This window comes from Streptomyces sp. HNM0575 (genome assembly GCF_012726265.1).
Classification (GTDB): Bacteria; Actinomycetota; Actinomycetes; order Streptomycetales; family Streptomycetaceae; genus Streptomyces.
The window spans coordinates 280,424-292,482 of sequence record NZ_JAASAG010000010.1 but is presented as its reverse complement, the minus strand read 5'-3'; the positions used below and the strand labels follow the sequence as shown (position 1 = coordinate 292,482).

12 protein-coding genes are annotated in these 12,059 nt (G+C 72.1%); 8 read left to right on the top strand and 4 right to left on the bottom strand.

Going from position 1 to position 12,059, the window contains the following annotated elements:
* The first annotated feature begins 105 nt into the window (after nt 1-105).
* The 8 genes from HCC61_RS23700 to HCC61_RS23665 all read left to right on the top strand — a co-directional run bounded on the left by HCC61_RS23700 (nt 106) and on the right by HCC61_RS23665 (nt 8,997).
* On the top strand, nt 106-2,805 hold the full coding sequence (locus tag HCC61_RS23700) for a DNA polymerase III subunit gamma and tau (RefSeq protein ID WP_169138585.1): 2,700 nt from the start codon (nt 106-108) through the stop codon (nt 2,803-2,805).
* Between the two features lie 193 nt (nt 2,806-2,998).
* A complete protein-coding gene (locus HCC61_RS23695) occupies nt 2,999-3,349 on the top strand; it encodes a YbaB/EbfC family nucleoid-associated protein (RefSeq protein WP_169138583.1) in 351 nt (116 codons plus the stop codon).
* A gap of 418 nt (nt 3,350-3,767) precedes the next feature.
* A complete protein-coding gene (gene recR / locus HCC61_RS23690) occupies nt 3,768-4,367 on the top strand; it encodes a recombination mediator RecR (RefSeq protein ID WP_169138581.1) in 600 nt (199 codons plus the stop codon).
* Nucleotides 4,360-5,034, top strand: a complete 675-nt coding sequence (locus tag HCC61_RS23685) for a DUF5063 domain-containing protein (protein ID WP_169138579.1) — start codon at nt 4,360-4,362, stop codon at nt 5,032-5,034. The genes recR and HCC61_RS23685 overlap by 8 nt, the downstream gene beginning before the upstream one ends.
* Nucleotides 5,035-5,270: 236 nt before the next feature.
* Nucleotides 5,271-5,546 (top strand): DUF1905 domain-containing protein, encoded by a 276-nt coding sequence (locus HCC61_RS23680; RefSeq protein ID WP_169138577.1) that lies wholly within the window; start codon nt 5,271-5,273, stop codon nt 5,544-5,546.
* Between the two features lie 131 nt (nt 5,547-5,677).
* Nucleotides 5,678-5,947: a hypothetical protein gene (locus tag HCC61_RS23675; protein WP_169138575.1), complete on the top strand. Its 270-nt coding sequence runs from the start codon at nt 5,678-5,680 to the stop codon at nt 5,945-5,947.
* Nucleotides 5,940-6,584 carry a DUF6879 family protein gene (locus HCC61_RS23670; RefSeq protein ID WP_169138573.1) on the top strand — a complete coding sequence of 215 codons (645 nt, stop codon included), beginning with the start codon at nt 5,940-5,942 and terminating at the stop codon, nt 6,582-6,584. The genes HCC61_RS23675 and HCC61_RS23670 overlap by 8 nt, the downstream gene beginning before the upstream one ends.
* Before the next feature lie 67 nt (nt 6,585-6,651).
* On the top strand, nt 6,652-8,997 hold the full coding sequence (locus HCC61_RS23665) for a tetratricopeptide repeat protein (protein ID WP_346777353.1): 2,346 nt from the start codon (nt 6,652-6,654) through the stop codon (nt 8,995-8,997).
* A 143-nt stretch (nt 8,998-9,140) separates the two neighbouring features.
* On the opposite strand, the gene HCC61_RS23660 is transcribed toward HCC61_RS23665, so the two are convergent.
* The 4 genes from HCC61_RS23660 to HCC61_RS23645 form a co-directional block, all read right to left on the bottom strand.
* Complete coding sequence (locus HCC61_RS23660) at nt 9,141-9,608, bottom strand: SRPBCC family protein (protein WP_169138569.1); 468 nt, start codon at nt 9,606-9,608, stop codon at nt 9,141-9,143.
* Between the two features lie 400 nt (nt 9,609-10,008).
* Entirely contained in the window at nt 10,009-10,695 is a 687-nt protein-coding gene (locus tag HCC61_RS23655) for an SRPBCC domain-containing protein (protein WP_169138567.1), read from the bottom strand.
* A gap of 150 nt (nt 10,696-10,845) precedes the next feature.
* Nucleotides 10,846-11,490, bottom strand: coding sequence for an SRPBCC family protein (locus HCC61_RS23650; protein ID WP_169138565.1), 645 nt, complete (start codon nt 11,488-11,490; stop codon nt 10,846-10,848).
* Nucleotides 11,490-11,858, bottom strand: coding sequence for a metalloregulator ArsR/SmtB family transcription factor (locus tag HCC61_RS23645; protein ID WP_169138563.1), 369 nt, complete (start codon nt 11,856-11,858; stop codon nt 11,490-11,492). The genes HCC61_RS23650 and HCC61_RS23645 overlap by 1 nt, the downstream gene beginning before the upstream one ends.
* Between the last annotated feature and the right edge of the window lie 201 nt (nt 11,859-12,059).

Below are 12,059 nucleotides of genomic sequence, written 5' to 3'. Positions count from 1 at the left end.
GTCGTGCGATCGCCCAAGATCGTTGCGGGGGGCGTGCGGTGGGTCTCCGTGCGGGCGGTACGAGGGCGGCGCGGCTTGTCGGTCCGCACCGATATCGTCGGGGGTGTGTCGTCCCTCGCCCTGTACCGCCGGTACCGCCCCGAGACCTTCGCGGAGGTCATCGGGCAAGAGCACGTGACCGATCCGCTCCAGCAGGCCCTGCGCAACAACCGCGTCAATCACGCCTATCTCTTCAGCGGCCCGCGCGGCTGCGGCAAGACGACGAGCGCGCGCATCCTCGCCCGCTGTCTCAACTGCGAGCAGGGGCCCACTCCTTCGCCGTGCGGCGAGTGCCGCTCGTGCCAGGATCTCGCGCGTAACGGACCGGGTTCGATCGACGTGATCGAGATCGACGCGGCGTCGCACGGAGGTGTGGACGACGCACGGGAGTTGAGGGAGAAGGCGTTCTTCGGGCCGGCGTCGAGCCGTTACAAGATCTATATCGTCGACGAGGCGCACATGGTCACGTCGGCGGGGTTCAACGCGCTGCTGAAGGTGGTCGAAGAGCCGCCGGAGCACCTGAAGTTCATCTTCGCGACGACCGAGCCGGAGAAGGTCATCGGCACGATCCGCTCGCGTACGCACCACTATCCGTTCCGGCTCGTGCCGCCGGGGACGCTGCGTGACCATCTGGCCGAGGTGTGTGAGCGGGAGTCGATCGCCGTCGAGGAGGCGGTGCTTCCGCTGGCCGTACGGGCGGGTGCCGGGTCGGTGCGGGACGCGATGTCCGTCATGGACCAGCTGCTCGCGGGCGCCGGCGAGGACGGCGTGACGTACGCGATGGCCACGGCCCTGCTGGGCTACACCGACGCGGCGCTGCTGGACGAGGTCGTGGACGCGTTCGCCTGCGGGGACGGGGCGCGGGCCTTCGAGATCGTGGACCGGGTCATCGAGGGCGGGCACGATCCGCGGCGCTTCGTCACGGATCTGCTGGAGCGGCTGCGCGACCTTGTGATCATCGCGGCCGTGCCGGAGGCCGTGGAGAAGGGGCTGATCGACGCCCCGGTCGATGTGGTCGAGGGGATGAGGGCGCAGGCCGCCGCGTTCGGACCGGCGGAGCTGAGCCGCGCGGCGGACGTCGTCAACGCCGGGCTCACCGAGATGCGGGGAGCGACGTCGCCGCGGCTCCAGCTGGAGTTGATCTGTGCGCGGGTGCTGCTGCCTGCGGCGTACGGGGACGAGCGCTCGGTGCAGGCACGGCTGGACCGGCTGGAGCGGGGCGCGGCGTTCACGGGTGCGGCGGGCGGGGTGTCCGCGCAGGCTCCGCCGGCGCAGCCTGCGGCGCAGGCACCCGCGCAGCCGCAGCCGCAGCAGTCACAGCCGCAACCGCAGTCACAGCCGCAACCGCAGGCATCGGCTCCCGCGCGGCCCGCGGCTCAGCAGGGTCCACCCGCGTCGGGCCCCGCACCCACGCCCGCACCCACGCCCGTGCCTGAGGAGGGCGCCGCGGGGACGGGCGCCGGGACCGAGGGAGCGGCCGAGCTGTCCAGCGGCGGTGCCGGGGCTCCCGCGTCGGCGCCGCCGACCGGTGGCGGCGGAGGCCGGAGGCCCGGTGCGTGGCCGACGTCGGCGGGGCCGGATGCCGGTGCCGCCGGTGGTGACGGCGGCGAGGGCGACAGCGGCGGTGACACCGGGGCGGCGTCCGCGGGATCAGCGCCCGCGGGATCAGCGCCCGCGGCGTCCGCGGGGTCGGCTCGCCGGCCCGGTGCCTGGCCCGGCAGTGGCGGCAGCGACAGCGGTGCCGGTGCCGGTGCCGGTACCGGTGGCGGTGACCGGAGCGACGGCGGTGCTGCCGCCCAGCAGGGCGGGCCCGCCGGGCCCCCGGCTTCCGGCCAGTCCACCGCTTCTCCCACGGCCCCTGCGTCAGCCGGTTCTCCCACGTCAGCCGGGTCCGTGCCGCCGCAGCACGCGGATGCGGAGTCCGCGCCCGCGCCCGCCGCGCAGGACCCGTCGCAGGGTGCCGCGCAGGTACGGCAGATGTGGCCGCAGATTCTGGAGGCGGTGAAGAACAGGCGCCGCTTCACGTGGATCCTGCTGAGCCAGAACGCCCAGATCGTGGGGTTCGACGGCTCCACGCTCCAGCTCGGGTTCTCCAACTCGGGTGCGCGCGACAGCTTCGTGGGCGGCGGCAGCGAGGACGTACTGCTGGGTGCGCTGAACGACGCGCTGGGCGTGCAGTGGAAGGTCGAGGCGATCGTCGACCCGTCCGGGGGCGGCGGCGCGAGGGGGCCGGGAGGGGCGCCGCCCGGCGGTGGCACCTCCGGTGGCGGCTTCGGCGGAGGCGGCTTCGGCGGAGGCGGCTTCGGAGGCGGCGGACCGGCGTCCGGCGGCTCCGGTCAGCCCGCCGGTCCCTCTGCGTCCTCGGCTCCCTCCGCGTCCGCGGCTTCCTACTCGCCGTCCGGGGGCGGGACCTCGCCCCAGGCCCAGGCGTACGGCCCGGCGAGCGCGAACGCGAGCGCCGGCGCGGGTGCCCGGCAGGCGCTCGCCACGGCGCAGTCCGATCAGGCCGGTGCGGCCCGTTCAACGGTCGCGAACGGATCCGGGCAGGTGCCCGGCCCCTCGTCCCCAGGCCCGTCGGCCTCCCATGCCTCCCACGCCTCGCAGGCGTCCCATGCGTCCCGGAACTCCGCCTCGTACGGCGGTGCGCTTGCGGACGACATCCCCGCCGAGGACGACCCGGATCTCGATGAATCGGCCCTGTCCGGCCACGACTTGATCATGCGCGAGCTGGGGGCCACGGTGATCGAGGAGATCGATCATCAGTGACGTGCCGGGCCCGTTCCGCGAGGGTCGCGGGCGGGATGAGAACAGGCTCAGCGGCCCCGCCGTGTAGCACGTAGGCTCGTCTACGAGTGTGGAAGTACGCACGAGGCACTCCGTGCGAAGCAGTGCGCACGGACGCAACGCGCGGACGCACCAGACAGTACGCAGACGTCGTCGACGAGCCAGGAGCCAAGTCGTGATTCCCGGTGGTGGGGGCCAGCCCGACATGCAGCAGCTGTTGCAGCAGGCCCAGAAGATGCAGCAGGACCTCGCCGAGGCGCAGCAGGAGCTGGCCGAGACGTCCGTCGAGGGTTCCTCGGGCGGTGGCCTGGTCAAGGCGACCGTGAACGGCACGGGCGAACTCGAGGGCCTCGTCATCGACCCCAAGGCGGTGGACCCGGAGGACACGGAGACCCTCGCCGATCTCGTACTCGCCGCCGTACGGGACGCGACCGCGAGCGCCGAGGAGGTCCAGCAGCAGAAGCTCGGCCCGCTCGCCCAGGGGCTGGGCGGCGGAGGCGGCATGCCGGGCGGACTGCCGTTCTGACACCGGCTTCCGTCCGGTCGCCGGCGCCCGTAGCCCGGCCCGCGACAGCCCCGTAGGGTCGGTCTGCTCGACGCCGCTCCGACGGAACGGCTCCGGTGCAGACGGAACGGCTCCGGTGCAACGGTCCGGCGGAACGGCTCTGATGGAAGGGCCCGGATGGAACGGCCGCGGGGGCCGGGCTCGTTCACGTCATGAGTGCCGTCGCAGAAGGGGCGGCAGGGACAGCAGGGACGGAAAGAGGCACTGCCAGGCCCCGCCGGGGTCGCCGGACCCGACGGGCCTCGACGGTTCCGGAGGATCGCGGAGCCTCGGAGGACCTCGGAAGACCTCCGAGGGGAGAGGGCCCGGACAGCTCCTCGCAGCTCCTCCCCGCGGCGCAAGACCTGCGGCACGAGCCGCCGGCAGAACGGGAGAATCCGTGTACGAAGGCGTGGTTCAGGACCTCATCGACGAGCTCGGCAGGCTGCCGGGCGTGGGTCCCAAGGGCGCGCAGCGGATAGCGTTCCACATCCTCCAGGCCGAGCCCGCCGACGTACGACGCCTCGCGCACGCCCTGACCGAGGTCAAGGAGAAGGTCCGCTTCTGCGAGGTGTGCGGGAACGTCGCGCAGGAGGAGAAGTGCCGCGTCTGCGCGGACCCGCGCCGCGACGGCAGCGTCATCTGCGTGGTCGAGGAGCCCAAGGACGTCGTCGCGATCGAGCGGACGCGGGAGTTCCGTGGCCGCTACCACGTGCTGGGCGGCGCCATCAGCCCCATCGAGGGCGTCGGCCCGGACGATCTGCGTATCCGCGAGCTGATGGCACGGCTCGCGGACGGCGCCGTCACGGAGCTGATCCTCGCCACTGATCCCAATCTCGAAGGGGAGGCGACTGCCACGTACCTCGCGCGTATGGTCTCAAGCATGGGGCTGAAAGTGACGCGCCTGGCAAGCGGCCTCCCTGTCGGGGGAGACCTGGAGTACGCGGACGAGGTCACGCTGGGGCGGGCCTTCGAGGGAAGAAGGTTGCTGGATGTCTGAGGCCACACTGAACGCGATCAAGGACAGTCCGGACGACTTCGCCGTCCAGATCTCCGACCAGATCGAGAGCTTCATCGTCTCGGTGACCGAGGTGGCGAAGGGTGACGACCCGGACAGCGCGATCCCGTACCTCCTGCTGGAGTTGTCCCAACTCCTCCTCGCTGGCGGCCGGTTGGGCGCCCATGAGGACTTCGTGCCCGTCGACAGGTACGAGCCGGACATCGGCCCCGAGCCCGACGTCGACGAGATGCGCCTGAAGCTCGCCACCCTGCTCGACCCGGTCGACGTCTACTCCGAGGTCTTCGACCCGTACGAGCCGCGCACCGCCCCGGTCACGTGCCGCATCTCCGACGCCATCGCCGACGTGATCACCGACCTGCGGCACGGCATGGCGCACTACAGCGAGGGCCGGGTGAGCGAGGCGCTGTGGTGGTGGCAGTTCTCGTACCTGTCGAACTGGGGCCCCACCGCCTCCGCCGCCCTTCGCGCGCTCCAGTCGCTCGTCGCGCACGTACGCCTCGACAGCCCGCTGGGCGCGCTCGACGGCCTGGACACGGACAGCGAGGCCGACGAGGACGACAGCGCGCTGGAGAAGGAGGCGGGCGCGGTGATGGCCGCCGAGATCGGCGTTCCGCTGGGCATGCAGACGGACGGGCGCCGGGGCTGATCCGCCGGAGCTGATCCGGCGGGGCCGCCGGAGGAGCACCCGTCCGGTCCGGCCCGGTCCGGTCCGGCCCGGTCCGCGCGAGCGCGATGAGTTTCCCCGTCGTCCGCGGTCCCCACTGGCGGAACCGGTGCCAGAACCGTTCGCCAGAAGCGTTTGCCAGAACCGGCGTCAGAAGCACTGGTGCCAGGACCGGTGAAGCGGACGACGGGGACGGACGACGAGGGAGGCCGCCGATCATGGACAAGCGGTTCACCGCGACGCTGCGCAAGGGTCCCGACGTCGGCGGCTGGACATACGTCCTCTGGCCGGACTCCGTCGAGCACTTCGGCACCCGTGGACTGGTGAAGGTGCGGGGCACCATCGACGGCCATCCGTTCCGCAGTTCGTTCATGGCTCTGGGCGACGGTACGCACAAGCTGCCCGTCAAGGCCGAAGTGCGCCTGGCCATCGGCAAGGAGGCGGGGGAGAGCGTGACCGTGCACCTGGAGGAGCGGGTGGACGGGCGGGACTGAGTCGGGCGGGACTGAGGGGGCGCGCGCGTGACGGCTGCGTGCCGGATCGTGGCTTGTTGTCGCGTTGCGGTGCGTGTTCCGCGTCCTTACACTCCGTTACGAACGGACGCATCGGCGGCGGAGGTTCGGAGATGGCTCGCGCGTGGGAAGCGGATCCGTCGGCGTTATTCAGGAGGCGGCTGGGGAAATCGGCCGCGGAGCTGGGCCAGACCGAGGACCAGGACGGATGCCCCGACATCTGGGAGCTGGACAACGGCGACATCGCCGTCATCGGCCGTGATCTCACCGCGGACTACGAGTCCCGCCTTCCCGCCGACGCCTCGATCGCCGCGGACGAACGCCTCGTCGTCATTCCCGGCGTGACGCTGCGTGCGGCCAAGCCGGGCATCGGCGATGGCTGAGACGGGCGGCCTCGCGCTCGACCCCTCGCTTGGGGTCTGGCTCGAACTCGCCGCGTACAGAAGCGACTTCCGCATCCGCCGGGATGCGGTTCCGCCCGGCCGCCCGGGCTGGAAGTTCGAGCGCCGGCAGCACTTCCAGGAGCAGTCCTCACCCAGCTGGGAGGCCTTCCGGCGGGGCGAATGGGAGGAGGCGCTGCGCCTGACCCGCGAGCGGCGCAGCCACTGGCAGCGCATCGCCGAGGAGGACCGGGAGCGCGGCGGCGCCTTCCACCGCGTACGGGTCGTGGAGGAGCCGCTGACGCCGTACATGCAGTGGGAGTTGCACGCCCTGCGGGTCCAGGGTGAGAGCGGCATGCCCGTGCGGGTGGTCGGCGGTGAGCGGCTGCGCCCGCTGGAGGGCTCCGGCCCCCTGCCCGAAGTCGTCGTGCTGGGCGGTCAGGTGCTGTACGAGATCCTCTACACGGACGAGGGACTTCTGCACGGAGGCGTCCGCTACACCGACGCGGATCTGATCGCGCGCTGGCAGGCGTTCATCGAGCGGCTCTACGGGGAAGGCGAGGAGGTCGTCACGTACGTGGACCGTTACGTGTCGCACTTGCCCGCCCCGACGACGATTCAGGCAGCAGACCATCAGTAACAGCGACGACCACGAACCGGAGGCCGGCGGCACCCACTCGGACCTGTCGGGGTCCTCGCGTGACGTGGTGCAGGCAGGCAGGGTCAGCGGCGGCGTCCACTTCCACGCCGCAGGCCACGATCCGCGGCCGGGCGCCGGGCACCAGCCGCCGCCGCAGCAACTGCCCGGCGACTTACGCCACTTCGTCAATCGCACCGCCGAACTACAGAGCCTCGACGCCACATTGACCACCGGCGGCGACCCCTTCGTCCCGCCGGTGTGCGTGATCGCCGGTACGGCCGGTGCGGGCAAGACCGCGCTCGCCCTGCGCTGGGCGCACCAGGTCAAGGACCGCTTCCCGGACGGCCAGCTGTACGTGAATCTGCGCGGCTACGACCCGGGCGAGCCCGTCGCCGCCGAAGAGGTGCTGCCGCGCTTCCTCACGGCGATGGGTATGACGGCGAAGGCGGTCCCCTCCGACCCGGACAGTGCGGCGGCCCTGTACCGGACGCTGCTGGCCGAGCGCCGGATGCTGGTCTTCCTCGACAACGCCGCGACCGTCGCCCAGGTCCGGCCGCTGCTTCCCGGCAACGCCCACTGCCTCACCATCGTCACCAGCCGCAGCCGTCTCTCGTCGCTCGCCGTGCGTGACGGGGCGGACCGGCTCACCCTGGGGACGCTGGACGAGCCCGAAGCCGTGGCCCTGCTGCGTGCCGTCACCGCCGGCCACCGTGCCGACGACGACTCCGCCAAGCTCGCCGAACTCGCCCGTCTGTGCGCCCACTTGCCGCTCGCGCTGCGCATAGCGGCCGAACGGGCCGCCACCCACCCGCACATGAGCCTCGACGAGCTGATCACCGACCTGTGCGACGAATCGGCCCTCTGGGACGCCCTCAGCACGGGCGACGAGGAGGGCGGCGAAGCCGTACGTGCGGTCTTCGCCTGGTCCTACCGTGCGCTCTCCCCCGACGCCGCGCGGCTCTTCCGCTTACTGGGCCTGCATCCCGGACCGCAGTTCCCGCTCGGGGCGGTGGCGGCGCTGGCCGGAGTCAGCGTCCGCAGGGCGCGGCAGCTGCTCGACGTACTGGTCGGCGCGCATCTTCTGGAGCAGAGGGCGCCCGACCGCTTCGAGTTCCACGACCTGCTGCGCGCGTACGCCTGCGACCAGGCCCAGCGTGAGGAGCCCGGCGAGGAGCGGAACGCCGCGCTGCTCAGGGTGCTCGACTGGTATCTGCACACCGCCGACTCCGCGCAGGGATGGATCAGACCCCACGAGGAGCGCCTGCCGTCGCAGCCGCCCGCCGAGGGGGTCACACCGCTCTCCTTTGCCGACTACGACCAGGCCGTCGACTGGGCCGAGCGGGAACACGCCAACTTCCTCCCCGCCGTACGGGCCGCGTCGGACGCCGGACTCGACGTGCACGCCTGGCAGTTGGCGGCCGTGCTGTGGAACGCCAAGGCGCCCTCGTCCCTGACGGCCGACTGGCTGCCCATCGGCCACGCCGGGCTGTCGGCCGCCCGCCGGGCCGGCGACCGTGCGGCACAGGCGAGGCTGCTGGAGAGCTTCGGGTTCGGCTACACGAAGCTCAGCCGCGCGGAGGAAGCGCGCCAGGCGCATGAGGAGGCGCTGACCATCCGGCGCGAGACGGGCGACCGGGCGGGAGAGGCGGACTCGCTCAACGCGCTCGGCCTGGTCCACCTGCGTCGACGGGAGTTGGGGCCGGCCGAGGCGAGGCTGGGCGAGGCCGCGGCCCTCTTCGCGGAGCTGGGAGATACCCGGAGGCAGACCGTGACCCTCGCCAACCTCGCCCTGGTGCGCTTCCGCGCGGGCGAGCTGGAGCAGGCCGCGGAGGACATCGAGCGGGCTCTCGCGGCGCACCGGCAGCGCGACGACGCACGGAGCACGGGCAACGCGCTGTGGATCCTGAGCGGAATCCGACTGGAGCTCGGCGAGCCGCAGGAGGCGCTGAACCTCGCCGAGGAGGCGCTGAAGCTCGCCCTGGACCTGCGCAACCATGTCGCGGAGGCGTGCTGGCTGCTGGCGGTCGGCGACGCGCAGCAGGCGCTGGGCGACCACGGTGCGGCACTCACCGCGTACAACCGCTCGGCGACGCTGCACCGGAGGCTCCGCGACCGCAGCCGCGAGGCGCTGGCGTGGCAGGGGACGGGCGAGACGTACCACCGGATGGGCCGCGACGAGGAGGCCGCGGGCTTCCACCGGCGTGCGGCGGAGGCGCACCGCGAACTCGGCGACGCCTGGAGCGAAGCCGTCGCCCTGGACGGGCTGGCCCGGACGCTGTACGAGCAGAACCCGGAGACGGCGGCCGGGCACTGGTCGGAGTCCCTGCGGCTGCTCGGCGGTTACGAGGACGCGCGTGCGCGTCGTATGCGCGCGGACGTCGAGGCGCGGCCGGCCGCCGACGCGGAGGGCTGACCCGTGAGCGGGACCCTTCGGCTCGGTGGTGGAGCTTCCGGAGCCGGTGGGGATCGCGTTGGAGACGGAGAAGCTGAAGGAGTACGTCCATTGAGCCCGTGCCGTACGGGCCGGCGCCCGAGGACGCGTTCTCGGAGACGCCGTCAGTGCGGTGATTCCGCCGAAGCCGCGATGTCTTCGAGGTCCTTGGTCAGGGCCTTCTCGACCGTTCTGGCGCCGATGCCGCCGAAGAGTTTGCCGATGACTCCGCCGAGGGCGTTCTTCTCCGTGCGGGAGCCGCCGAAGACGAGGCGTACGGAGGTGGCGTCGTCGCCGTCGGGGGCGAGGGTGAACTCCGAGGTGTAGTGGACGCCGCGTGAATCGGCCTCGACGACGTAGCGGGTGGGAGCCTCGCAGGCGCTCACCCACATCTCCTCGGTCGCCTCCTCGCCGAACATCAGGCGGGTCTCCCGCCAGCGGGTGCCGACGCCGAAGGGCGCGTCGCTGAGCAATTCCACGCGTTCTACGCCGCTGATCACGTTCGGGGAGCCCTCGATGTCGGTCATGGTCTCCCACACCCGCACGGGTGGCGCTGCTATCCGGTGCTCGACGGTCAGCTGCCACGTGCTCATGCGAGTGCCCTTCCGCTGGGTGACAGGGTCCTCATCCGGATTGTGGCCGGAATCAGACCAGCAGTGTCCGACAACTGACCTCAACCGTCGAGAGGCTGACATCGGAGTCTCGGCATGCTGTATGTGGAATTGGCGGCCGCAGGGGCTGGGCCGCGGACCCTCCGTGGAACGGCGTCTCGTTCAACGGCGCAGGTCGAGGGGGTAGTTGGCCGGTCGGGAGCGAGGCGGTCAGGGGCGGGAGCCGCTGGTGCGGCCCGTGTTGCCACGCTAGAGCCGAGGGCCCGGGCGTGCCCCTCGTTTGTCTCCACCGGCGCACGATCGTTTCGCTCCGCATGCGCGGTCGCCGGTGGCATGGGCGCGGGCCGGCCGCTCGCCGGCCCGCGGTCACGCGCTCACGCGCTCACTCGGCGTCCTCCCGCGGCCGTACGTAGAACGCCGTCGTGTTGCTCACGGCCTCCGCGACCACGTCGGCCGGTGCCCCCGATGCCTCGTACGCCGCGCCCCATGCCTCGCTGCTGCGGGTCATCAACTCCCGTGCCTCGTCGGACTCCCGCCAGGCGGCGAGATCGTCGGCCGGACCGTCCAGCAGATGGAAGTGGAGGCCGAGCGCCGTCAGGTCCCAGACGAGGCCGAGCGCTCCGGGCCCGAAGTGTTCCCATACCTCGTCGGGTACCACCGAGACATGCTCCAGTTCGAGCACGGTCCGCTCGTCGCCGTCGCTCTCGCCGTCGGCCCCGTCCCCGTCGGCCCCGCCCTCGGCCGTCAGCCGGAGCTCGACCTCGCCGAAGTCCGGGTCGTCGCCGAACAGCCAGCTCAGCCTGAGCAGTCGGGGTGCCTCGCAGCGCAGGACCTCGCCGTGTGCGTGGCCCTCCAGCAGGTAGTGCCCGCCGGGCTTCAGTTCGCCGCTGACGGGCACGAACCAGCGGCTGACGCGTTCCCGGTCGGTGCAGGCGTCCCAGACCTCCCCGACGGGGGCGTCGTATGTGCGCCGCAGCAGGACCGTGCGGGCCTCAGCCCCGTCCACCCGGCGGCTGCCGACTTCCCGGTGGACGGCGTCGATCCGGCCGGTCCCGCCGCTGTCGCTCATTGGATGCTCCTCACTGCCCCGGCCGACGCACGGCCACCGCCCGTTCACCGCACGGCAGTTGACGCTACCGCCGCCTCGCGGGCGGCGTTCGCGCCGTACGGAGATCCTGCCCCCCGCCGTGCCCACCGTGCGCCGCGTGCCGGGAGCCGTTCAGGAGGCGCCGTCCTCCCGCGGCGGCACGTAGAACGCCGTCGTGCCGCTGACGGCCTTCGCGACCACGTCGGCCGGTGCTCCCGATGCCTCGTACGCCGCGCCCCACGCCTCGCTGCTGCGCGTCGAGAACTCCCTTGCCTCGTCGGACGCTTCGAACTCGGAGTGGTCGGGGATCACCTCGCCCCGCAGGTGCATTCCGAGGCCGAGCACCGTGAGGTCCCAGCCGACGCCGACCGCTCCCGGGCCGAACTGGTCCCAGAACTCCGGCGGTACGACCGCGACGTGCTCCAGCTCGAAGACCGTCTCGTCGTCGCCCTCGGGCGTCAGCCGCACCTGGACCTCGCTGAAGCCGGGGCTCTCGCCCATCACCCAGCTGACCTTGAGCAGCCGGGGCGGTTCGCAGCGCAGGATCTCGCCGCCCGCGTTGCCCTCCAGCTGGTAGTGCCCGCCGGGCTTCAGATCCCCGCTGACCGGCAGGAACCAGCGGCGGATGCGCTCCGGGTCGGTGCAGGCGTCCCACACGTCCTCGACGGCGGCCTCGTACGTACGGCGCAGCAGGACCGTGTGGGCCTCCTGCCCCTCCACGTCCCGGGTGCCGACCTTCCGGTGGACCGCGTTGATCTGGTCGACGATGTCGCTCATCACTGCTCCTCGCTGCCGGCGGTGTCCGCACCGGCGTCTTTCCTGCGGCGTTCGCGCTTGCCGCGCGCCAGTTCCGTGCCGAGAGCGTCGAGCCGCTGCTCCCAGAAGCCGCGGAAGCGCTCCAGCCATGTGTCGACCTCGCGCAGGGGAGCGGCCTCGACGGCGTAGAGCCGCCGGGTGCCCTCGGCCCGTACGGAGGTGAATCCGGCCTCGCGCAGCACCCGCAGGTGCTGGGAGACGGCGGGCTGGGAGATGCCGAACTCGGCCTGGATCGCGCCGGATACGGCTCCGGAGGTCTGCTCGCCGTCGGCGAGCAGCTCCAGGATCCGCCGTCGCACGGGGTCTCCCAGGACATCCAATGCATGCACACGGGGAAGATATACAGCCGTCGCTTATATAAGCAATAGCTGAATCTCGGGCGGCGCCCGCCAGAGGGTTGCCAGGGTTCGCCAGGGGTCACCGGGGGCCGCCCAGGGTGCGGACCGCCGAAGTGCCGGATGGCACCGGGGTATGACGCGTAGCGTGAGCACCTGCGTACGCAGGCGTGTGCGTGAAGGCGTCGGGCGTCG

Excerpts from the sequence above, each read along its gene's own strand:
- HCC61_RS23685 (WP_169138579.1), top strand. The coding sequence starts at position 4,360 with ATGTCTGAGGCCACACTGAACGCGATCAAGGACAGTCCGGACGACTTC.
- HCC61_RS23680 (WP_169138577.1), top strand. The coding sequence starts at position 5,271 with ATGGACAAGCGGTTCACCGCGACGCTGCGCAAGGGTCCCGACGTCGGC.
- HCC61_RS23675 (WP_169138575.1), top strand. The coding sequence starts at position 5,678 with ATGGCTCGCGCGTGGGAAGCGGATCCGTCGGCGTTATTCAGGAGGCGG.
- HCC61_RS23670 (WP_169138573.1), top strand. The coding sequence starts at position 5,940 with ATGGCTGAGACGGGCGGCCTCGCGCTCGACCCCTCGCTTGGGGTCTGG.
- HCC61_RS23660 (WP_169138569.1), bottom strand. The coding sequence starts at position 9,608 with ATGAGCACGTGGCAGCTGACCGTCGAGCACCGGATAGCAGCGCCACCC.
- HCC61_RS23655 (WP_169138567.1), bottom strand. The coding sequence starts at position 10,695 with ATGAGCGACAGCGGCGGGACCGGCCGGATCGACGCCGTCCACCGGGAA.
- HCC61_RS23650 (WP_169138565.1), bottom strand. The coding sequence starts at position 11,490 with ATGAGCGACATCGTCGACCAGATCAACGCGGTCCACCGGAAGGTCGGC.